The following is a 21,932-nucleotide window of genomic DNA, read 5'->3' as shown; positions in this document are numbered from 1 at the left end:
TGGCCTCCCCGACTCCCCGAAAATCCCCGGGGTCGCGGCGTTTCCGCCGTGGCCCCTCCCCGTTCGCACCCGTTCAATCGCGCACGCACTACGTCTTACCGATCACTCTAGCGACCGGTACCGACAGCCCCAACCTCGGGGTTGCAGGTGCAATGCGGGTCACACGGTCACGAGTTGGGCGCCGCCACCGCCGCCGATGGCCGGATCGGGAGCCTGTTCACCGGGCGGCCCGTGGCCGCGCGTACCGCCGAGGCCACCGCCGCCGGGGTCGTCACCACGGGGATCGCGCTCGCCGCCTTCGCCCCGAACGGCGCCACCACGTCCCGTTCTTCGACCAGTTTGACGATCCGGACCGCCGGCGCGTCCAGCGACGTCGGCAGTGCGTAGCCCGTCAGGTCCGGGTGGCGGACCAGGCCCGACACCGAGCGGAGGTTCTCCGTCAGAGCCGCGCCCACGCCCTGTGTGACGCCCGCTTCGATACGGGCCTCCAGCTGGCGGGGGTTGAGGATGCGGCCCACGTCCTGCGCCACCGCCAGTTCGACCACCCGTACCGACCCGAGCTCGATGTCCACGTCCACCACCGCGCGGATCGCGCAGAACGCGAGGCCGACGAACGCGTCGCCCTGGCCGTCGCCGTCCAGGGGCTCCGTCGGGTGCGGGCGGCACTGGGCTGTCGCCCAGAGTTCCTTGCCCGCCATCGCCTCCGCGACCGTCGTCGAGAACGCGCCGTCGTAGGACGTGATCCGGCCGTCCTGGACCTGGAGGAGTTCCGTCGACATGCCCAGCTTGTGGGCCATCGGCTGGAGGAGCTGGGTGCGGACCATCTTCGCCGCGCGCTCCACCGCGCCGCCCGACACCCACGTGTGGCGGCCGTGCGCCGCCGCGCCCGCCGGCGGCTGGTCCGTGTCGACCGGGGCCGTGACCACCTCGTCGACGCCCAGGACCTCCTGGACGATCTGGCGGGCGAGCGTGGAGAAGCCCTGGCCGGTGTCGACCGCGGCGCAGATCACCGTCGCCGACCCGTCGACGACCTTCACCGTCGCCGTCGAGACCTCGTCCGTGCCCTCCGCGCCGAGCATGTGGACCATGCCCACGCCGTACCCGACCCCGCGCCGCACCGCGCCCGGCTCGCCCGCGCCCTCCGGGCCGCCCGGCAGCAGCCACTCGTCCTCGGGGGTGTCCTTCGGGAGGGAGGGGAGTTCGAAGTCGCGGACCGCGCGCAGGAGTTCGGCCACCGGCGCCGGGCAGGTCACCGTCTGGCCCGTGGGCAGGAGGTCGCCCGTCGCCAGTACGTTGCGCAGGCGCAGCTCGGCGCCGTCGATGCCGAGCGCGGCCGCGAGCTTGTCCATCTGGCCCTCGTACGCGGCGCAGACCTGCATCGCGCCCTCGCCCCGCACATGGCCCGACGGCGGGTTGTTCGTACGGACGGCCCAGCCCTCGACGAAGGCGTGCGGGACCACGTACGGGCCGCAGGCGAACGCGACCGCCGCCGCCAGCGACTCGGAGGACGAGTCGGCGTACGCGCCCGCGTCCATCAGGATCTGGGCCTCGACCTTGACCAGCCGCCCCTCCGCGTCCGCGTGGTGGCGGTAGCGCAGCAGCGTCGGGTGGCGGTGGGTGTGGCCGAGGAAGGACTCCTCGCGGGTGGCGGCCAGCTTGACCGGGTAGCCGGTGCGCAGCGCCAGCAGGCCCAGCGGCAGCTGGAACGCCGCGTCCTCGCGGTCGGCCGTGGCGCCCGGGACGCCCGTGACGACGACCCGCACCCGGTCCGGTTCGAGGCCGAAGCAGGCCGCCGCCAGGTCGCGGTCCAGGTGGGGGTCGGTGGAGGCGGTGTAGATCTCCACGCCGCCGTCGGGCCGCGGCACGGCCAGCCCGGCCTCGGCGCCGATGGGCGCGGGGTCCTGGCGGCCGATCCGGTACAGGCCCTCGACGACGACCTCGCCGGTGGCCTCCGGGTCGCCGTAGCGGAGCGGGATGTGCCGGATCAGGTTGCCGTCGGGGTGCAGGGCGGGGGCGCCGAACGACTGCTCGGGGTCCGTGACCGCGTCCAGCAGCTCGTACTCGACGGCGATCGCGGCGGCGGCGAGGCGGGCGGTGTCCGGGTGGTCGGCGGCGACGGCGGCGATGGGCTCGCCGTGGTGGCGTACGACGTCGTGGGCGAAGACGGGCCGGTCGGCGACGCGGCGGCCGTGGGTGGTGGCGCCGGGGACGTCGGCGTGGGTGACGACGGCGCGCACGCCGGGCATGGCGGCGGCCGCGGAGGTGTCGATGGAGAGGATGCGGGCGTGGGCGTGCGGGGAGCGCAGGACGGCGGCCCACAGGAGGCCCTCGGCCCACAGGTCGGCGGCGTACGGGAAGGTGCCCTCGCTCTTGGCGCGGGTGTCGGCGGCGGGCACGGAGGCTCCGATTCCGCGTGGCACCTCCTGCTCGCCCGCCTCGGGCGCCGCGGTGGCCGAGGCGCCCGTGGAGACCGATACCGTCGTCGTGGCCGTGGCCGCGTCGTGCCCGCTCACGCCATGCCTCCGTTGTGGTGGATCCCGCCCTCGCCGGGCGGCGCCTGGTGCGGAATGCGCGCCTCCGCGCCAGAGCCGCTCACGGCCCCGCTCCCGGACCCCGCACCGTTTCCGGTCGCGGTCCCGGTCCCGGTCCCGGGCGCCTCGGCCCCGGCCGACGCCTCGCGCTCGGCGACGACCTCGCGCACGGCCTCGATGACGCCCTTGTAGCCGGAGCAGCGGCACAGGTTGCCGCAGAGGGCCTGGCGCGTCTCCAGCTCGCTGGGGGCGTGGTTGCCCTCCAGCAGGTCGTGGATGGTCATGGCCATGCCGGGCACGCAGAACCCGCACTGCACCGCACCCGACCTGCACAACGCCTGCTGCACGTCCGAGAGTTCCCCGCCACCGGCGAGCCCCTCCACGGTCCGCACCTCGCTGCTCGCCGCCGTCGCGGCCGGCACCAGGCAGGAGGCGACGAGCCGGCCGTCGACCTGCACCGCGCACGCCCCGCACTCACCCTGCGAGCAGCCGTCCTTGGCGCCGGCGAGGCCGAGGCGCTCGCGCAGCACGTAGAGCAGGGACTCGCCGATCCACGCGCCGGTGACGGGCCGGTCCGCGCCGTTGACGCGCAGGACGTAGGACGCCAGCGGATGCTCGTGATGGGCGACGGCCCCGGCTGTCGCGTCTTCTTCGTACGCCGCCCCCTCGGCCGGGAGGCCTTCGCCCCCGCCCGCATCCGGAGTCGCCGCGGCGATGTCCGCGGTGTCCCCACCCGGCGTTCCCGGAGCCCCGGCTCCGGCGAAGGCGAAACCCCGCCCGTCCGTACCGGCAGGCTCCGGGGCCCGCTCCGCGGCGGGCTCCGCCGTGAACCCGTGCTCACCGCCCGGCCCGTGCTCACCGCCCGGCCCGGGCTCCGCCCCGGCGGGGCCGTGGCCCGATGCCGTGAATCCGTGCCCGTCGGTGTCCCCGGACCCCGTGAAGCCGCCGTCACCGCCGGCGACGCCGCCGACCCCGTGACCGCCCGACAGCACGTACTCCGCGGCCGCGACGGACGCCGAAGCCATCCCGGCCGCCGGAGCGGCTTCTGCGGCCTCCGCCCCCGGATGCGGCCGTTCCGCCGTGACCGGCGTCCCCGCCGGGCCGTGGGCGGCCTCGATGTCGTGCGGGGCAGCATGCCCCGGCTCCGGCTCCGCCGCCTCCGGGAGCGTGCCCACACCGGGGCCGCCCAGCACGCGGGGACCGCGTCCGGGGCCGCCGACGCCGGGGCCGCCGAGCCGCCGCAGGCCGGCGCCCGAGGTCCCGGTGTCACCCGCGTCGGGGCGCGCCTCGGGCAGCACGCCCGAGCTCATCACGGCACCCGGACCGGCCGTACCCTGACCGGCGGCGGCGGCCGCCGCCTCGTAGTCGGGATGGGTCGCCCAGGGGGCCGCCGCGCCGCCCGGCAGCGTCGCCGGAGCCTGGCTCCAGTCGGCCGCCGGGGCGCTGTGCCGGAACTCGCCGGTCTGCTCGGGCAGTTCCGGCAGGGTCCACTGGCCGGTGGTCACGGGCTCGGAGTCCTGGACCGCCTCCGGGAACCGCCACTCGGCGGTGGCACCGGGATCGTGCGCACCCTCGGCCGAAGCCGAAGCCGAAGCCGGACCAGCCCCGGGGACCGCGGCCTGGCCGGCCGCCTGGCCCGATGCCCGGACGGGATCCTGTCCCGCACCCTCGAACGCCGCCGCCACCGACGCCGGAAGCGGGATCGAGGCCGGGATCGGCCCTCCGACCGGCGCGGGCGCGTGGGCGCCGGCCGGGGCACCCGCGGTCCCCGGGCCGCCCCGGCCCGCCGTCCCCGCCTCGGGCCACTGCGCCGGCATGGTCCACGTACCCGTCGCCGCCGGATCCGCACTGCCCGAACCCAGCGGCACGATCATCGGCGGCGGCACGTAGCCGTGCCCGGGCGCCGCGAGGGGCTCCCCGGTGCCGAGCGCGTCCAGCATGTCCTGCGGCAGCTTCACGAAGGCCGTCGCGTCGGAGTCGTACTCGCCGCCCTGCGGGACCGGCTCCCAGCCCCAGCCGGTGCCGGTGTGGCCCGCGGGACCCGCGTCGCCCGTCGTTCCGCTCACGTTCTCGTTCCCACTCATGAGCTCAGCGCCCTCCCCAGGGCCCTCCGTGCCAGCACGGCGACCGTCCGCCGCAGATGCAGTACCCCGGGTGCCACCGGCTCCCCCTGGTCGGGGACGCAGGCGGCCGCGACGTACTCGCCGAAGGCCTCCAGCGCCTCGGGAGCCAGCGTCCGCTCCCCGTCCCAGTCGATCAGCGAGGCGACCCACTGCTCGGCCTCCAGCGGGCGCAGCGGCATGGGCGCGACCGCGCCGATCGCACAGCGCACACCGCGGCGGGCGGGATCCAGTACGAGCCCCACGGACGCCACCGCGCGCCCCGGCCCGGTACGTCCCGTGGCCTTCAGGAAGACCTGCGGCGCGTGCAGCAGCGGCACCCGCACGAAGCCGATCAGCTCGCCGGGCCGCAGCATCTCGCGGCCGGCCAGCAGGTGCGAGACCGGGATCTCGCGGCGCGAGCCGCCCGGGCCGTGGATGACGAGGATCGCCTCCAGCGCGGCCAGTACGGGCAGCGCGTCGCCCGTCGGCGCGGCGGTGGCGATGTTGCCGCCGAGGGTGCCGGCGTTGCGGATCTGCGGGGGCCCGGCGGCCCGCGCGGCCGCCGCCAGCGCGGGGATCAGAGCGGCGAAATCCGGCCGTCCCATCCGCGCGTGGGTGAGCCCGGCACCGAGCAGGGCATGCCCGTCCTGGTACTGCCAGCCGCGGATCTCGTTGATCCGGCCCAGGCCGACGAGCGCGGCGGGCCGCAGCAGCCCGGCGTTGACGGAGGCCATCAGGTCGGTGCCGCCGGCCACGGGCACGGCGGCGGGCATGGCGGCGAGCGCCGCCACGGCCTCGTCGAGCGAGGCCGGCAGCGTCACGGACTGCGCCGCCTGCGGCCCCTGAGATGAATGCAGTGCATGCGGTGCGTGCGTGGTCAACCCAGCTGCCCCTTCCCGATGTCCCGGTCCCGGCGCTCACGCCTGTCCGCCGTACGGTACGTGCTCACCGCCGGGACGTGGCAACTCTGGCACATCTTCCCCGCCGTCCGGCGCGAGGGTCCTGCGGGCGCCCCCCGACACTTCCGGCCGTCCGGTTTCCCCCGTATTCACCGAATCAACCGAATCGATTCAGATCCGCCGAATACCCCGGAATCGAGCAAGAGTTCCCGACTCCCCCCAAGAACGAAGGACGTCCCGGAAGCCTCGGGAGTTCCACAGAAGTCCGAAGGGTTCCGATCGGTCCGGAACGGTCCGCGAAGCCGCCACCCCCGGGGCTCGGGGGCGCGGCAGCGCGCGGAAAGGTTCCGGCCAACCGCCGCCCACCACCCGGCGACCCCGCCGCCCGCCCTCGTCACACGTTCGGGGGCTCCCCCTCGATCGGACGCCCGAGCACTCCCGGCCGCCGCTGCCACGGCAAGGGCCCGCCCGGCCGGCGGTAGTCGACGCCGAGGGCGTCAAGCCGCCCGTAGTGCGCGCCCATCCGGGCCTCGAAGCCCGCGTAGTCCCGCTCGCCCGGCTCCGGCAGCCGCGACCACACCACCTCCGCGAAGGCCGCCAGCCGCGGGAACACCTGGTAGTCGACCCGGCTCTGGTTCTCCATCACCTCGGTCCACACGTTGGCCTGCGCGCCCAGCACGCGGGACGCCGCCTCCGCCGAGAGCTTCGGCGGCACCGGCTCGAAGCGGTACACGTCCTCCAGCGTGCGCACGTACCCGATCGGCACCGGTTCGTCCGGGCCGCCCGCCTGACGGTGGTCCAGGTACACCTGCTGCTCGGGGCACATCACCACGTCGTGCCCGGCCTCGGCGGCGGCGATCCCGCCCCCGTACCCGCGCCACGAGGAGACCGCGGCCCCCGGCGCGAGCCCGCCCTCCAGGATCTCGTCCCACCCGATCAGCCGCCGCCCGCGCTCCGCGAGCCAGCCGTCGAAGTGCCGGATGAACCAGGACTGCAGCCCGTCCTCCCCGTCCACCCCCAACTCCCGGATCCGCTCCTGCGCGAGCGCGGACGCCCGCCACTGCCCCTTGGGGCACTCGTCGCCGCCCACGTGGACGAACGGCGAGACCTCCGCCGGGAACAGCTCCAGCAGCTCCTCGAAGACCCCCTCGTAGAAGCGCAGTACGTCCTCGGTCGGCGCGAGCACGTTCTCGTTGATCCCCCAGTCGTCCCACACCTCCAGCGCGGCGGTGTCCACGACGTCGGCGTTGCCGAGCTCCGGGTACGCGGCGATCGCGGCCTGCGAATGCCCCGGCACGTCGATCTCCGGCACCACCCGCACGTGCCGCTCGGCGGCGTAGGCGACGATCTCGCGGATGTCGTCCTGCGTGTAGAAGCCGCCGTGCGGGGTCTCGTTCCACAGCGGCGAGGCCCGGTGCCCCCAGCGGCTGCGCGGCCGCCACGCGCCGACCTCGGTGAGCCGCGGGTGGCGCTTGATCTCGACCCGCCAGCCCTGGTCGTCCGTCAGGTGCAGGTGCAGGACGTTCAGCTTGTGCGCGGCGAGCAGGTCGATGTACCGCAGCACGCCGTCCTTCGGCATGAAGTGCCGGGCCACGTCGAGCATCATCCCGCGCCATCCGAAGCGGGGTCCGTCCTGGACGCCTCCCACCGGCAGCCGCCACGCGCGGTCCGGCGCCGCGGGCGCGCGCCGGTGGGCCTCGGGCCCGAGCAGCTGGCGCAGCGTCTGCGCGGCGTAGAAGAGGCCCGCCGGATCGGCGCCTTCGAGCAGCACCCACTGCCGCGTGACGTGCAGCTCGTACGACTCCGCTCCGGCGCCGCGCGCGAGCTCGGGGCGCAGCACCAGCCGGATCACCGCGCGGCCGCCGTACGTCCGCCCCGCCTCCGGCGCGGGCAGCCCCCAGCCGGTGGCCGCGCCGAGCTCGCGGCGCAGCCAGCGGGCGGTGCCCTCGGTGCCGGGGCCGGCGTCGAGCAGCGGATCGTCCAGTACGCACTCGCCGCCGTCGGGCGCGAACCGCGCGTACCTCGGCTCCGGAATCAACTCGGGCATGGCCTCGACCCCTCCACCGTCCAGCCGTTGCACGATGCGCAACGTGCGTTCCACAGGGCGCCGGGCGCCCGCGTGCGGCCGACCCTAGTCCGCCCTCCGCACACGGCAAAGGCCCCCGGACGCGCGATCGCGTCCGGGGGCCTTCGGCCTGCCGAGGAGGGGGCTGAGGGGCCGCGTGCGGACTACTTGTCGCCCTTGCCGCCCTTGTCCTTGTCCCCGCCGGGGCCCATGGACTCGTAGATCTCCTTGCACATGGGGCAGACCGGGTACTTCTTCGGGTCGCGGCCCGGCACCCACACCTTGCCGCACAGCGCGACGACGGGGGTCCCGCCGAGCGCGCTCTCCATGATCTTGTCCTTCTGGACGTAGTGGGCGAAGCGCTCGTGGTCGCCGTCGCCGTGGGACACCTGCGGCGTCGGCTCTACGAGGGTCCCCGTACCAGTCCCGCGCTCGGGCTCAAGAGTGCTCATAAAAGCCAGGGTACCGACCCGTGCGCGGGTCAGTTGAGCGACGGGTCGTCGGGATAGGTGGCGACCATCGCGAGCTCGTTGCGCTGGCGGCGCAGCACCGCCCGCCACAGCCTTTCCGGATCCGGGTACGACACGTCGCCCGGCTCCGATTCCACGACGTACCAGGCGCCGTCGCCCAGCTCCACCTCCAGCTGGCCCGGGCCCCAGCCCGAGTACCCGGCGAAGATCCGCAGCGAGCCGAGGGCCGCGGCCAGGAGCTCCGGCGGGGCCTCCAGGTCGACCAGGCCGATCGCCCCGTACACGCGGCGCCACCCGAGCGGCCCCTCCTCACCGGGGATGACCGCCACGCCGAGGGCCGAGTCCAGGCCGACCGGCCCGCCCTGGAAGACGACCCCGGGATCGCCGGCCAGGGTCGCCCAGGGCAGCAGGATGTCGCCGACCCCCACCGGGGTGGGCCGGTTGAGGACCACGCCGAGCGAGCCCTGCTCGTCGTGGTCGAGCAGGAGCACCACCGCGCGGTCGAAGTTCGGATCCGCGAGGGTGGGGGTGGCCACGAGCAGCCGCCCTGTGAGGGAGGACACCTCGGTCATGCCGACATGATCTCGCACATTCGCCCTCCGGGGGGAGCGGGGGGACGCCTCGGATCGCCCGCAGCTCAGGGCGCACGGCAGCAGGGAGGAGCGCGTGCCGGAGAAGCGAGCGGAACGCAACACTCCGCCATGTGGTGGATACGGAGGGTGTTGTGCCGAATTCATGACAGTCCTACGGCCACGTCGGCCTTACGAACAAGGGGGTGGTGGCCCTTACCCTTTTCCCTGGCCCCCTGCCCACCCCTCTCCGGAACGCGAGATTCATGACCGGCATCAGTGACGATGTACTGCTTGTCCACGGCGGCACCCCGCTCGAGGGCGAGATCCGTGTCCGCGGTGCGAAGAACCTCGTGCCCAAGGCCATGGTCGCCGCTCTGCTCGGCAGCGGACCCAGCCGGCTGCGCAACGTCCCCGACATCCGCGACGTGCGTGTCGTCCGCGGGCTGCTCCAGCTGCACGGGGTGACGGTCCGCCCCGGCGAGGAGCCGGGCGAGCTGGTGCTCGACCCGACGCACGTCGAGAGCGCGAACGTCGCCGACATCGACGCCCACGCGGGCTCTTCGCGCATCCCGATCCTCTTCTGCGGCCCCCTGCTGCACCGCCTCGGCCACGCCTTCATCCCGGGCCTGGGCGGCTGCGACATCGGCGGCCGGCCGATCGACTTCCACTTCGACGTGCTCCGCCAGTTCGGCGCGACCATCGAGAAGCGCGAGGGCGGCCAGTACCTGGAGGCCCCGCAGCGCCTCCGCGGCTGCAAGATCCGCCTGCCCTACCCCTCGGTCGGCTCGACCGAACAGGTGCTGCTGACGGCCGTCCTGGCCGAGGGCGTCACCGAGCTCAGCAACGCCGCGGTGGAACCGGAGATCGAGGACCTCATCTGCGTGCTGCAGAAGATGGGCGCCATCATCTCCATGGACACCGACCGGACGATCCGGATCACCGGTGTCGACCGCCTCGGCGGCTACAACCACAAGGCGCTCCCGGACCGCCTCGAAGCCGCCTCCTGGGCTTCCGCGGCGCTGGCGACCGGCGGCAACATCTACGTCCGCGGGGCGCAGCAGCGCTCGATGATGACGTTCCTGAACACCTTCCGCCGTGTCGGCGGCGCGTTCGAGATCGACGACGAGGGCATCCGCTTCTGGCACCCGGGCGGCCCGCTCAACGCGATCGCGCTCGAGACGGACGTGCACCCCGGTTTCCAGACCGACTGGCAGCAGCCGCTGGTGGTCGCCCTGACCCAGGCCGCCGGCCTGTCGATCGTGCACGAGACGGTCTACGAGTCCCGTCTGGGATTCACCTCGGCGCTCAACCAGATGGGTGCACACATCCAGCTGTACCGGGAGTGCCTGGGCGGCAGCGCCTGCCGGTTCGGGCAGCGCAACTTCCTGCACTCGGCGGTCGTCTCGGGCCCGACGAAGCTGCAGGGCGCCGACCTGGTCATCCCCGACCTGCGCGGCGGGTTCTCGTACCTGATCGCGGCGCTGGCGGCCGAGGGCACCTCGCGCGTCCACGGCATCGACCTCATCAACCGCGGCTACGAGAACTTCATGGAGAAGCTCGTGGAGCTGGGAGCCAAGGTCGAGCTCCCCGGCGGCGACCTCGTCTGAGCCGTACGGCCGGCCGAACGGAACGAACGACCGAAGGCCCCCCGGGCCCCGCAAGGGCCCGGGGGGCCTTCGCATGCGCTCACCGGCCCGGACGCGCACACCGGGCCCGTACGCGGGCCCAGGAAGGCCGTACGCGGGCGCAGGCGGCCGTACGCGGGCCCAGGAAGGCCGTACGCAGGCCCAGGAAGGCCGTACGCGGGCCCAAGGCGGCCGTACGGGCCCTCCCGGCGGCCCGTGACGGCCCCGCCCGCCCGGGCCCCCCGGACAGGCCGAAGGGCGGCCTCCCCGCCCGGGGGTGGCCGCCCTTCGCCAGTACTGCGTACTGCTCCGCCGCTCCGAAGGCCCGTACGGGCCCCGGTACGGGCGGGACTTACTTGCCCTTGGCGGCTTCCTTGAGCTTGGAGCCCGCGGAGACCTTCACGCTGAAGCCGGCCGGGATCTGGATGGGGTCGCCGGTCTGCGGGTTGCGCGCGGTGCGAGCGGCACGGTGGGTGCGCTCGAAGGTCAGGAAGCCGGGGATGGTGACCTTCTCGTCGCCCTTGGCGACGATCTCGCCAACGGTCTCGGCGAGCGCGGCCAGAACGGCGTCGGCGTCCTTGCGGGTCACCTCGGCGCGCTCGGACAGAGCGGCCACCAGCTCACTGCGGTTCATGTTGTACTCCCGTGTTCAACTTGCCTTAGAGGCGTGAGATCGAAGCCGATGCTGCCAGGGCCCTCGGACAGTCCCCGGACCCGGGTCTGAACGTCAGACCCTCTCGCCCGGTTACGCATCCTGCCCCCACCAGCGGCGGGAAAGCCAATCCGGCACCCGCCAGGGTCACACGAAAAGCGCCACAGTCACGCCGCGGTGACGCTCCGTCCGCACTTGGTGGATGCGGACCGCGGACCTCGCGGGCATCCCCGCAACCCTAGAGGCGGCCCGCCGGGCCCGCACCTCGCGACGCGCCGGGAGAGGCGAGCCGTGAGGGCCGTCACAGGCGGCCGGGACCCGGGCGGTTTCGTCCGACTCCGCGTCAGACCGCCGAGGCGGCCTTGCGGACGGCTCCGGCGACCGCGCCGGCCACCTTGTCGTTGAACACCGACGGGATGATGTAGTTCGCGTTGAGCTCGTCCTCGCCGACGACATCGGCCAGCGCGGTCGCGGCGGCCAGCATCATGTCCGTGTTCACGGTGCGGGACTGGGCGTCCAGCAGGCCGCGGAAGACACCCGGGAAGACCAGCACGTTGTTGATCTGGTTCGGGAAGTCGGAGCGGCCGGTGGCGACGACGGCGGCGGTCTGGCGGGCGACGGCCGGGTCCACCTCGGGGTCCGGGTTCGCGAGCGCGAACACGATCGCACCCTCGGCCATGGCGGCGACGTCCTCGCCGGACAGCACGTTGGGGGCGGAGACGCCGATGAACACGTCGGCGCCGACCACGGCCTCCTTCAGAGTGCCGGTGTAGCCCTCGGGGTTGGTGTTGTCGGCGATCCAGCGCAGCGGCGAATCGACGGCCGCGTCGACCAGGTCGGGGCGGCCCGCGTGCACGACACCGTGGATGTCGGCGCTGACCACGTTCTTCACGCCGGCCGCGAGGAGCAGCTTGAGGATGGCCGTACCGGCCGCGCCGGCGCCGGACATGACGACCTTGACGTCGCCAACTGCCTTGCCCACCACGCGAAGTGCGTTGGTGAGGGCGGCGAGGACGACGATGGCCGTGCCGTGCTGGTCGTCGTGGAAGACGGGGATGTCGAGGGCCTCGCGCAGCCGGGCCTCGATCTCGAAGCAGCGCGGCGCGGAGATGTCCTCCAGGTTGATGCCGGCGAAGCCCGGGGCGATCGCCTTGACGATCGAGACGATCTCGTCGGTGTCCTGGGTGTCCAGGCACAGCGGCCAGGCGTCGATGTCGGCGAAGCGCTTGAACAGGGCGGCCTTGCCCTCCATGACCGGCATGGCGGCCATCGGGCCGATGTTGCCGAGGCCGAGGACGGCGGAGCCGTCCGTCACGACTGCGACCGTGTTGCGCTTGATGGTCAGGCGGCGGGCGTCCTCGGGGTTCTCGGCGATCGCCATGCACACGCGGGCCACGCCCGGGGTGTAGATCATCGAGAGGTCGTCGCGGTTGCGGATGGGGTGCTTGGACGCCATCTCGATCTTGCCGCCGAGGTGCATCAGGAAGGTTCGGTCGGAGACCTTGCCGAGACTGACGCCCTCGATGCCGCGCAGCTTGCCGACGATCTCGTCGGCGTGCGCGGTGGAGGTCGCGGCGATGGTGACGTCGATGCGGAGCTTCTCGTGACCGGAGGCGGTCACGTCGAGGCCGGTGACCGACCCACCGGAAGACTCCACGGCGGTGGTCAGCTGGGAGACCGCGGTTCCGCTCGCGGGCACTTCCAGGCGGACCGTCATCGAGTACGAGACGCTGGGCGCCGTTGCCATGGCCGTGTTCCTCTTCTGTCCCTGGTTTTTTGTACACACACAGGGCCCGGCGCACGGCAGGTGCGGCAGGACCTGTTGTCCGATCGTCCCACCTACCAGCCAGTACAAGGTAACCAGCTACAAATTTCGGAAAGACACTTCCACCATACGAGATAGATCAGGCGTTCGGAAGCGTAGGCCCGTACGAAAAAGGTCCGCGCCCCTCGGAATCCGAGGGGCGCGGACCTGTATGAACGTCTATGACACCGACCCGCCATGCTCGCCTCGCGGCAAGTGGTCGCTCTAAGCGACGAAGGTTGGGCCCGGGGGCTTGGATCGAGTCGGTGCCGTACCCAGGCTAACAAAGGATCGCCGGAAGCGATCCCCCTCCAGGGGGTTGACCTCGTCTCACCACGCGTGTGGCCGCGAGCCATCCGTGCCACGCCCTCCCACCGGGCACGGACCCGCGCGGCCCTAAGGCTTCAGCAGCGCCGGCACCCCGTCCGCGCCGGGCTCGTCGCGGCCGGCGGAGACCACCGTCAGCTGCTGCGTCGCGCGCGTCAGGGCCACATACAGGACCCGCAGGCCCGCCGGGGACTCCTCCGCGATCTCCGCCGGGGAGACGACCACCGTGGCGTCGTACTCCAGCCCCTTGGCCTCCAGGCTGCCGAGCGCCACCGCCCGCTCCCCCAGGTCCGCCAGCCAGCCCGCGGCCTCCGCGCGCCGGTCCATCGCCACGACCACGCCGACCGTGCCGTCGACCTGCTCCAGCAGCCTGCGCGTCTCCTCGCGGACCGCCGCGCCCAGATCGGCCCCGGCGGCCGTGAAGCGGGGCTCCAGACCCGTGGAGCGGACCGCCGTCGGCGGCTCCATTCCCGGCATCGCCAGCCGCAGCACCCGGGCCGCGACCTCCGCGACCTCCGCCGGGTTGCGGTAGTTCACCGTCAGGGTGAACCGGCGGCGCGGCCGCGATCCCAGGGCCTCGTCACGCGCCGCGGCCGCCTCCTCCGGGTCCGTCCACGAGGACTGAGCCGGGTCGCCGACCACCGTCCAGGTGCCCATCCGGCCCCGGCGGCCGACCATCCGCCACTGCATCGGCGTCAGGTCCTGCGCCTCGTCGACGATCACGTGCGCGTACTCGGTGCGCTCCGCCGCGATCCGCTCCGCCCGCTCCCACTGGGTCTCCTCGCGGGTCGGCATCAGCTCCTCCAGCCCGCTGAGCTGGTCCAGCGGGTCGAGCTGCCGCTTGCGCTTGGGCCGGGCCGGGGCGCCGAGCAGCAGCTGGAGCTCGTCCAGCAGCGCCACGTCGTGGACCGACAGGGGGCCCTTGCCGTCCGGGCCCACCCGGCGCAGCGAGCGCGCCAGCTGGCGGGTCTCGCGCGGGTTCAGGACCCGGCGCGACCAGCGGCCGAGCCGGCGCTCGTCGGCCATCGCCGCGAGCACCGCGCGCGGGGTCAGCTCGGGCCACCAGGCGTTCAGGAAGTCGATGAACGCGTCCTCGGTGGAGATGTCCTCGTCGAACGCGGAGCGCAGCTCGGCCGCCAGCTCCGGATCGCTGTGCCGGCCGGCCCCGCCGGATCTCGAGTACAGGGCGTCGAGGAGCAGCTTGCGGGCGCGCGGGCGCAGCAGGTTCACGGGCGCGGTGCCGCTGAGCACGTTCTGCCGGATCCGGTTCAGCTCGTCGGCCTCCAGCTCCTGGCGCCGCCCGAAGGCCACGACCCGCAGCCGCTCGGGGGCGTCGCCGAGTTCCAGTGCGCCCCGTACGGCCTTGTGGAGCACCTTGCGCATGCGCGAGGAGCCCTTGACGCGGGCCACGGCCGGTTCGTCGTACGTGGTCGCCTCGGCTCCGTCGACCAGTGAGCCGAGCGCCCGGATGGCGACCTGGCCCTCCTCGCCGAGGGAGGGCAGCACGCCCTCGGTGTACGCGACGAGCAGCGGGGTGGGCGAGACGATCAGGATGCCGCCGGAGTAGCGGCGCCGGTCCTGGTAGAGCAGGTAGGCGGCGCGGTGCAGGGCGACGGCGGTCTTGCCGGTGCCCGGCCCGCCCGCGACCTCGGCGACCGAGGCGGCGGGGGCCCGGATGACCATGTCCTGTTCGGCCTGGATGGAGGAGACGATGTCCCGCATCGAGTGCGTACGGGCCCTCCCGAGCGCGGCCATGAGGGCGCCGTCGCCGATGGCGGGCAGCTCCCGGCCGTCGAGCGAGGCGGTGATCTCGGGGCGCATCAGGTCGTCCTCGACGCCGAGCACCTTGCGGCCCTTGGAGCGGATGACGCGGCGCCGGATGACGCGGCCCGGGTCCTTGGGCGTGGAGCGGTAGAACGGCGCGGCGGCCGGTGCGCGCCAGTCGATGACCAGCGGCGCGTAGTCGGCGTCGAGCACGCCGATGCGCCCGATGTGGAGCGTTTCGGCGATGTCGGCGGTGAGGTCCGCGCGGATCGCGTCGTCCGCCGGCTCGACGGAGGTGTACGCGCCGTCGGGGCCGCGCTCCCCGTCCTTGCCGAGGACCAGGTCGATCCGGCCGAAGAGGAAGTCCTCGAACTCGTTGTTCAGCCGGTTCAGGTGGATTCCCGCCCGGAAGACCTGCGCGTCGCGTTCGGCGAGCGCGCCGGGCGTGCCGACCTGACCGCGTTTGGCCGCGTCGTTCATCAGGAACTCGGCCTCGTCGATCTTCTCTTCGAGGCGGCGGTACACCTGGTCCAGATGCGTCTGCTCGACCGCGATCTCCCGATCGCGGACGGAATCCGCCGTGCTGTCGACAGCGGCATTCTGCGCGGCCACCAAGGCCCCCTTCTGACGTGCATGGGCGACCGTCAACCGTACGCGAACCGGAGCCCTGTCCGCACGCCCGTTCCGGTGACCGGGCGAAGATCACTGCCCGTCCGCCGTCCGGCGGCCCCCCGATCGCTACCCGGGGCGGGCCGCGAGAACCCTGCGGCGGTGCCGGGCGACCCGTTCGCGGTTGCCGCACAGCTCGCTGGAGCACCAGCGCCGCCGGTGCCCGCGCGAAGTGTCCAGGTAGACCCGGGTGCAGCCGTCCCCCTCGCAGGAGCGCAGCAGGTCCCGCTCGCCGGGGTCGGTGAGCAGTTCGACGGCGTCGCGGGCCACGGCGGCGAGCAGCGCGGGGCATTCCACGCCGCCGCACAACTCCCTCACGAGGTGCCCTTCTTGGTCCTGTACGGCACACAGTCCCGGAGGTGAACCGGCGGCCAGCGCGTTGACCCGGGCCAGCGCGCCCTCGTCGGGACCGGCCCCGGCGAGCTCGGCCCGTACGAGGCTCCCCACGTCGCGGCGCAGCGCCCGGAAGGCCTCCACCCAGTCGGGGCCGACCCGGGCGATCGGCGTCCGGTCGGGCACGAGCCCGGCTCCGGTGAGCCACAGGCGCAGCTCGTCGCCGTCTCGGATCTCCTCGGCACCCGCGGGGGCGGCGAAGGTGGCCACCAGGTCCAGGGACACCCGCCCGGATTCGAACCACATGCCCGTCACCGCCTTTGCGTAGGGGGTGTCGCCGGACACCCCCGAGGGGTGCGCGTGCCTCTCAGAGTGCCGCGCCCCGCTGCGATGCGGAACCCCCCGTACGGGGGCCGGATCCGCTCAGAGGGGCGCGTCGTCGTGGAGGATGCGCTGGAAGAGGACGTGGTCGCGCCAGGCGCCGTTGATGTGCAGGTAGCGCGGCGCGAGCCCGTACCGCTCGAACCCGGCCTTGGCCAGGACCCGCTGCGAGGCGAGGTTGTCGACGAGGGTCCCGGCCTCGACGCGGTGCAGCCCGAGCTCGTCGCGGGCGACCCGGCAGACCTCTCCGACGGCGGCGGTGGCCAGGCCGCGGCCGTGCCAGGCGCGGTCGACCCAGTAGCCGACGCCGCCGCTGCGCAAGGGCCCGAGGGCGATGCTGCCCAGGTTGATCATGCCGACGGGAGTGCCGGAGCCGGCCTCGACGAACACGTACGAGGCCTGGCGCCCCGCGGCGCATTCGGCGAGCAGCGCCTCGATGCGGGCGGCCTGTCCCGCCTCGGTGTAGAACACCTCGGACCGCCACGGCTCGACGTGCGCCATGAAGGCCCGGTTCCGTGCCAGCGTGTCGGCCAGCCCGGCGGCGTCCCCGACCTCGACGCCCCTCATCTCCACCCCGTCAATGATCACCAGGGCACGCTAGCCAACCCAGGCCGCCACAGCCAGCCCCGGGCGGCGTCCGGCCGATCGGACCGGGCCGGACCGGGCTCCGCGAGAGGCCGTTCAGTCCGCCTGCGCGCACTCACCGGCGTCCAGGGCCAGCCGGTATCCCCTCTTCACCACCGTCTGGATCACGTTCGGCGCCCCCAGCGCCCCCCGCAGCCGCGCCATCGCCGTCTCCACGGCGTGCTCGTCGCGCCCCGCGCCCGGCAGCGCCCGCAGCAGCTCCGCCCGCCCCACCACCCACCCCGGCCGGCGCGCCAGCGCCCGCAGCAGTGCCATCCCCGCCGGCGGCACCGGCCGCAGCTCCGCGTCGACCAGCACCGCGTGCCCCCGGATCTCCAGCCGGCGCCCCGCCACCGGCAGCACCCGCGCCCGCCCCGGCAGCTCCTGGCACAGCAGCTGCACCAGCGGCCCGAGCCGGAACCGCTCCGGCTGCACGGTGTCCACCCCGCGCGCCTGCAACGGCAGCGCCGTCACCGGCCCCACGCACGCCGACAGCACGTCCCCGCGCAGCCCCGCGAGCACCGCCTCCGTCATCCCCCGCTCCTCGGCCCGCGAGAGCAGCGACGCCGCCGCCGGGGCCGAGGTGAAGCTGACCGCGTCGATCGCCCCGACGCCGGCCGCCACAGCGTCCAGCAGCCGGTCCATCGGCGCGAGGTCCTCCGGGGCCATCCACCGGTACACGGGGACCACGACCACGTCGGCCCCGCCGGCCCGCAGCGCCTCGACGAACCCGGGCAGCGGCTCACCGTGCAGCTGGAGGGCGATGCGCCGTCCGGCGACACCGCCGGCCAGCATCCGGTCGAGGACCTCGGCCAGCGACTCCGACTGCGGGGACCAGGTCTCCACCAGCCCCGCGGCCCGTACGGCCCCCTTCACCTTCGGTCCGCGCGCCAGCAGTTCGGTGGCCCGCAGCCGCGTCAGCAGCTCCTCGCCGATCCCCCATCCGTCGGCGGCCTCGATCCACCCGCGGAAGCCGATCGCGGTGGTGGCGACCACCGTGTCGGGCGCGCAGCCGATCAATTCCTTCGTGGCGGCGAGCAGTTCGCTGTCGTCGGCCAGCGGCACGATCCGCAGGGCCGGGGCGTGGACGACGGTGGCCCCGCGCCGGCGCAGCAGGGCGATCAGCTCGTCGGCCCGCCGGGCCGCGGTGACCCCCACGGTGAATCCCGCGAGGGGGCCCGCCGTCGCGGCTGCGGCGACGGTGCGCGTGTCGTCCATGGTGACCTGCCTTGCCCAGTGGGTCGGTATCACATCGCGCGACACGTGTCGCGAGAACGGGACCGAGCCTGTCAAGTCGCCGTGTCAGGCTCGGTTCCGCCGTATTTCGTGCCCGTAAACCGCCGTTACACCGACGTGAGCTGCGGCTTCGTCTCGGCCCCGGCCGCAGGGAGCACCGCGGGGGCCGGCCGGCGAAGGTATACCGCCCAGGTCACCGCGCAGCAGGCCGCGTAGAAGCCGAGGAAGGTGACGAAGGCCGCCGTCCCGGACCCGGAGGTCGAGAACGCCTCCCTGAAGGCCAGGTTGATGCCGAGTCCGCCGAGGGCGCCGACCGCCCCGATGAGCCCCATGGCGGCGCCGGACAGCCTGCGCCCGTACGCGGCCGCCGCCTCCCCGTCCATGCCCCGCGCCAGCGCCTTGGCCTGGAAGATGCCGGGGATCATCTTGTACGTGGAGCCGTTGCCGAGCCCGCTGAGCACGAACAGCGCCACGAATCCGACGAGGAAGACGGGCAGTGACGCGCGGCCCGAGGCGTAGACGACGACCCCGGTGGCCGCCGCCATCGCCACGAAGGTCGCGAGGGTGATCCGGGCGCCGCCGAACCGGTCCGCGAGGGCGCCGCCGACGGGCCGGATCAGCGATCCGAGCAGCGGCCCGACGAAGGTGAGCGAGGCGGCCTGGAGCGGGGTGCGGCCGAACTGCGTCTGGAGGACGAGCCCGAAGGCGAAGCTGTAGCCGATGAAGGACCCGAAGGTGCCGGTGTAGAGGAACGCCATGATCCAGGTGTGGGCGTCGCGGACCGCCTCGCGCACCGCGCCCGTGTCGTTGCGTACGGGCGCCAGGTTGTCCATCCGCAGCAGGGCCAGCGCGGCCGCGGCCACGATCAGCGGCAGGTAGGAGGCGAGCAGCAGCCGGGGGTGCCCGGCCCCGGCGGTCCCGATGACCAGCAGCGCCACGAGCTGCACCACGGGCACGCCGATGTTGCCGCCGCCGGCGTTCAGGCCGAGCGCCCAGCCCTTCTTGCGCAGCGGGAAGAAGGCGTTGATGTTGGTCATGGAGGAGGCGAAGTTCCCGCCGCCCACGCCCGTCAGCGCGGCCACGGCCAGGAAGGTCCCGTACGAGGTCCCCGGCTCCATGACGACGAGCGCGGCGACGGTGGGCGCGAGCAGGAGCAGGGCGCTGAACACGGTCCAGTTGCGGCCGCCGAAGCGGGCGACGGCGAAGGTGTAGGGCACGCGGACGAAGGCTCCCACGAAGGTGGCCGTGCCGATGAGGAAGAACTTCCCGGCCGGGTCGATCCCGTACGCGGGGCCCATGAAGAGCACCATCACCGACCACAGGGTCCAGATGGAGAACCCGATGTGCTCGGAGAGCACGGAGTAGAGCAGGTTCCGGCGGGCGATGCGCTCCCCGGACTCCTTCCAGAAGGCCTCGTCCTCGGGTTCCCACCGCTCGATCCAGCGGCCCCCCTTGCGTGCCCCGCGCGGTGCGGTCGTACCGGTCATCACACGCCTCCACAGCTGTCGCGTCCGTGGTGACGACCGTAGGAACGGCGCGTTTCGGCCCCGGTCCCCGCCGGATGACCGGTGGGAAACCTTGCACTCACCCGTCGCCGGTGCCGCCTGTGAGCGCCGCGGGCCGCCAGCTCTCCGGGGGCACGTCCAGCCAGCCGTGTTCGGCGCCGAGGGCGGTCGCGGCCCGGTGCAGCGCGTCGAGCCCGGGGTGGTGGAAACCCTTGCGCCACACCATCGACAGCGGGGACAGCGGCACCGGGGCGACGAGCGGCCGCTTCACGCTGCCGGGCAGATCGACGAAGTCCACCGTCACCAGGACCGGATTGCGGGTCTTGGCCATGACCCGGCGGAACTCGTCCTTGCCCACGGCCACGGGTGCGGGCGGCGCCAGCGCGATCCCGCGGCCCGCCAGCAGCTCGCGGGCGAGTCCGGTCCACTCCAGGGTCCGCGGGTTTCCGGCCCCGGCGTACACGGCCTCCCCGGCCAGCGCGTCCAGCGGTACGTCGGCCCGCGCGGCCAGCGGGTGCCCCTCGGGCAGCAGCACCGCGAGCGGCTCGTACCGGACGGGCCGGTGCGCGAGGCGGGCCCGCAGCGCCCGGTCCAGCCCGTCGGCGTACCCGAAGGACACGTCGAGGCGCCCTGCGGCGACCTCGGCGGCGGCGTACGTCAGCCCGCTCTCGAAGCGGGCCATCAGCTCGCAGTCCGGGGCGAGTTCGCGGGCCCGCTCCAGGACGGTGCGGGCGGTGCTCGGCCCGTCGGTGTTCAGGTCGACGAGCAGCGGGCGGGGGCCGGCGAAGGCCGCGGCCAGCTCCTCGTGCGCGGCCAGCACCCGCCGGGCGAGGGGCAGCAGCCGTTCCCCGTCGCCGGTCAGCTCGACGGCCCGGGTGGTCCGTACGAACAGCGCGGCGCCCAGGGCGGTTTCCAGCCGCCGCACGTCGCGGCTCAGCGCCTGCTGGGCGACGTACAGGCGGGCGGCGGCGCGGGTGAAGTGCAGCTCCTCGGCCACGGCGACGAACCCGCGCAGCAGCCGGGGTTCCACATCACGGGATATCACCCGGGGAGACTAACAACGGAAACGGGTCAATGGCGCCGGAACAGGTGTTGGACGCCCGGGGCCCCCGCGCCGGAGCCTTGGATCATGCCGCAGCTGATGACCGTGACGGGCTCGACGCTCGTGATAGCCCCCGCCCCGCACCCCCGCCGGCCCCGCGTCCGGGGCCCGTACGCCCGCCTCTTCTCACTTCCCGGGGCCCGCGCCTTCACGGCCGGAAACCTGCTGGCCCGCCTCCCGATGGGCATGTTCGGCATCAGCGCGGTCATGATGATCGCCGGCCAGCGCGGCTCGTACGCCCTCGCCGGCGCGGTCACGGCCACCGGGCTGGCCGCCACGGCGCTGGTCGCGCCGTGGACCGCCCGCCTGGTCGACCGGTACGGCCAGGCCCGGATCGCCGTCCCCGCGACGCTGATCGCGGTGCTGGGATCGGTGGGGCTCGTCCTGTGCGTCCGCGCGCACGCCCCCGCCTGGACCCTGTTCGCCTCGTACGCCGCCACCGCGACCACCCCCAACATCGGCGGCATGTCCCGGGCCCGCTGGACCCACCTGCTGCACGACTCCCCCGCCGCGCACCACACGGCGATGTCGTTCGAGCAGGCCGCCGACGAGCTGTGCTTCATGCTGGGCCCGGTGGCGGCGGCGCTCCTCTGCTCGGCCGCCTTCCCGGAGGCGGGCACGCTCACGGCGGCCGCCCTCCTCCTGACGGGCATGCTCGTGTTCACCTCCCAGCGCCGGACGGAGCCCCCGGCGTCGGCACACCGCGCCGGAAGGTCCCCCGCGCGGACGCTGCTGCCGGTCCTGGCCCTCTTCGTTCCCCTGGGCGTGCTGTTCGGCTCGATGGAGGTGACCTCGATCGCGCACCTCGAAGCCCGGGGCCTCGGCGCCGCCACGGGTCTGGTCCTGGCCCTCCAGGCGGCGGGCTCCTGCGTGGCCGGCCTCCTCTACGGCGCACTGCCCCCGCGCACCCTGCGGACCTGCCTGATCGCCCTGGCGGCGGCCCTGGCCCTCCCGTGGGCGGCGGCCGCCACCGGCTCCCTCCCCCTGCTGGCCGCGGCCCTCCTCCTGGCCGGCATGGCCACGGCCCCGACGATGGTCACGGCGATGTCCCGCGTCCACGTCCTCGCCCCCGAGGGGCGCCTCAACGAGTCGATGACCCTGGCGGTGACGGCCATCCTGACGGGCATAGCCCTGGGCGCGGCCGCGGCGGGCACCCTGGTGGACCACCTGGGCCCCACCACCCCGTACGCCCTCCCGGCGGCGGCGGCCGTCACGGCTCTCGCCGCGGGCACGATGGCCACTCCCGCCAAGTGACGGATACGCAGGCTCGG

At 74.0% G+C, this 21,932-nt stretch carries 16 protein-coding genes; 2 read left to right on the top strand and 14 right to left on the bottom strand.

All coding sequences use genetic code 11. The annotated features are described in order from the left end of the window. Positions 1 to 167: 167 nt before the first annotated feature. From ACFYXV_RS12705 to ACFYXV_RS12680, 6 genes are all read right to left on the bottom strand, one after another. Complete coding sequence (locus tag ACFYXV_RS12705) at positions 168 to 2,513, bottom strand: xanthine dehydrogenase family protein molybdopterin-binding subunit (protein ID WP_385475025.1); 2,346 nt, start codon at positions 2,511 to 2,513, stop codon at positions 168 to 170. After that, positions 2,510 to 4,597, bottom strand: coding sequence for a (2Fe-2S)-binding protein (locus tag ACFYXV_RS12700; protein WP_389382867.1), 2,088 nt, complete (start codon positions 4,595 to 4,597; stop codon positions 2,510 to 2,512). Before ACFYXV_RS12700 ends, ACFYXV_RS12705 begins: the two co-directional genes overlap by 4 nt. A 14-nt stretch (positions 4,598 to 4,611) precedes the next feature. Further along, a complete protein-coding gene (locus ACFYXV_RS12695) occupies positions 4,612 to 5,514 on the bottom strand; it encodes an FAD binding domain-containing protein (RefSeq protein WP_383341887.1) in 903 nt (300 codons plus the stop codon). Between the two features lie 412 nt (positions 5,515 to 5,926). Further along, complete coding sequence (locus ACFYXV_RS12690; RefSeq protein ID WP_389382866.1) at positions 5,927 to 7,579, bottom strand: beta-N-acetylhexosaminidase; 1,653 nt, start codon at positions 7,577 to 7,579, stop codon at positions 5,927 to 5,929. A gap of 182 nt (positions 7,580 to 7,761) precedes the next feature. Next, positions 7,762 to 8,049 (bottom strand): DUF3039 domain-containing protein, encoded by a 288-nt coding sequence (locus tag ACFYXV_RS12685; RefSeq protein WP_078860729.1) that lies wholly within the window; start codon positions 8,047 to 8,049, stop codon positions 7,762 to 7,764. Positions 8,050 to 8,078: 29 nt separating this feature from the next. Next, complete coding sequence (locus tag ACFYXV_RS12680) at positions 8,079 to 8,639, bottom strand: YqgE/AlgH family protein (RefSeq protein ID WP_359175037.1); 561 nt, start codon at positions 8,637 to 8,639, stop codon at positions 8,079 to 8,081. Positions 8,640 to 8,902: 263 nt separating this feature from the next. Here ACFYXV_RS12680 and murA point away from each other — a divergent pair, with 263 nt between their 5' ends. Further along, entirely contained in the window at positions 8,903 to 10,246 is a 1,344-nt protein-coding gene (gene murA / locus ACFYXV_RS12675) for a UDP-N-acetylglucosamine 1-carboxyvinyltransferase (protein WP_385475018.1), read from the top strand. 370 nt (positions 10,247 to 10,616) lie between these two features. Here the strand turns inward: murA and ACFYXV_RS12670 are convergent, their stop codons facing one another. The 8 genes from ACFYXV_RS12670 to ACFYXV_RS12635 all read right to left on the bottom strand — a co-directional run bounded on the left by ACFYXV_RS12670 (position 10,617) and on the right by ACFYXV_RS12635 (position 20,604). Continuing rightward, complete coding sequence (locus ACFYXV_RS12670; protein ID WP_030161324.1) at positions 10,617 to 10,898, bottom strand: HU family DNA-binding protein; 282 nt, start codon at positions 10,896 to 10,898, stop codon at positions 10,617 to 10,619. 361 nt (positions 10,899 to 11,259) lie between these two features. Further along, complete coding sequence (locus ACFYXV_RS12665; RefSeq protein ID WP_383341877.1) at positions 11,260 to 12,663, bottom strand: NAD-dependent malic enzyme; 1,404 nt, start codon at positions 12,661 to 12,663, stop codon at positions 11,260 to 11,262. A 453-nt stretch (positions 12,664 to 13,116) separates the two neighbouring features. Beyond that, positions 13,117 to 15,423 carry a HelD family protein gene (locus ACFYXV_RS12660; RefSeq protein WP_385475185.1) on the bottom strand — a complete coding sequence of 769 codons (2,307 nt, stop codon included), beginning with the start codon at positions 15,421 to 15,423 and terminating at the stop codon, positions 13,117 to 13,119. Positions 15,424 to 15,549: 126 nt separating this feature from the next. After that, a complete protein-coding gene (locus ACFYXV_RS12655) occupies positions 15,550 to 16,119 on the bottom strand; it encodes a CGNR zinc finger domain-containing protein (protein WP_389382865.1) in 570 nt (189 codons plus the stop codon). Positions 16,120 to 16,236: 117 nt separating this feature from the next. Beyond that, positions 16,237 to 16,761, bottom strand: a complete 525-nt coding sequence (locus ACFYXV_RS12650) for a GNAT family N-acetyltransferase (RefSeq protein WP_389383060.1) — start codon at positions 16,759 to 16,761, stop codon at positions 16,237 to 16,239. Positions 16,762 to 16,875: 114 nt separating this feature from the next. Continuing rightward, on the bottom strand, positions 16,876 to 18,036 hold the full coding sequence (locus tag ACFYXV_RS12645; protein WP_385475187.1) for a uroporphyrinogen-III synthase: 1,161 nt from the start codon (positions 18,034 to 18,036) through the stop codon (positions 16,876 to 16,878). Positions 18,037 to 18,161: 125 nt separating this feature from the next. Then, positions 18,162 to 19,541, bottom strand: coding sequence for a nitrate/nitrite transporter (locus tag ACFYXV_RS12640; RefSeq protein WP_385475189.1), 1,380 nt, complete (start codon positions 19,539 to 19,541; stop codon positions 18,162 to 18,164). A 97-nt stretch (positions 19,542 to 19,638) separates the two neighbouring features. Continuing rightward, positions 19,639 to 20,604 (bottom strand): LysR family transcriptional regulator, encoded by a 966-nt coding sequence (locus tag ACFYXV_RS12635; RefSeq protein WP_385475191.1) that lies wholly within the window; start codon positions 20,602 to 20,604, stop codon positions 19,639 to 19,641. Positions 20,605 to 20,688: 84 nt separating this feature from the next. Here ACFYXV_RS12635 and ACFYXV_RS12630 point away from each other — a divergent pair, with 84 nt between their 5' ends. Beyond that, a complete protein-coding gene (locus tag ACFYXV_RS12630) occupies positions 20,689 to 21,915 on the top strand; it encodes an MFS transporter (protein ID WP_389382864.1) in 1,227 nt (408 codons plus the stop codon). The last annotated feature ends 17 nt before the right edge of the window (positions 21,916 to 21,932 follow it).

Origin of the sequence: Streptomyces sp. NPDC002181 (assembly GCF_042890485.1) — a bacterium.
GTDB lineage: Bacteria > Actinomycetota > Actinomycetes > Streptomycetales > Streptomycetaceae > Streptomyces.
The sequence above is the reverse complement of the archived record's forward strand: the minus strand, read 5'-3'. Positions and strand labels throughout refer to the sequence as shown.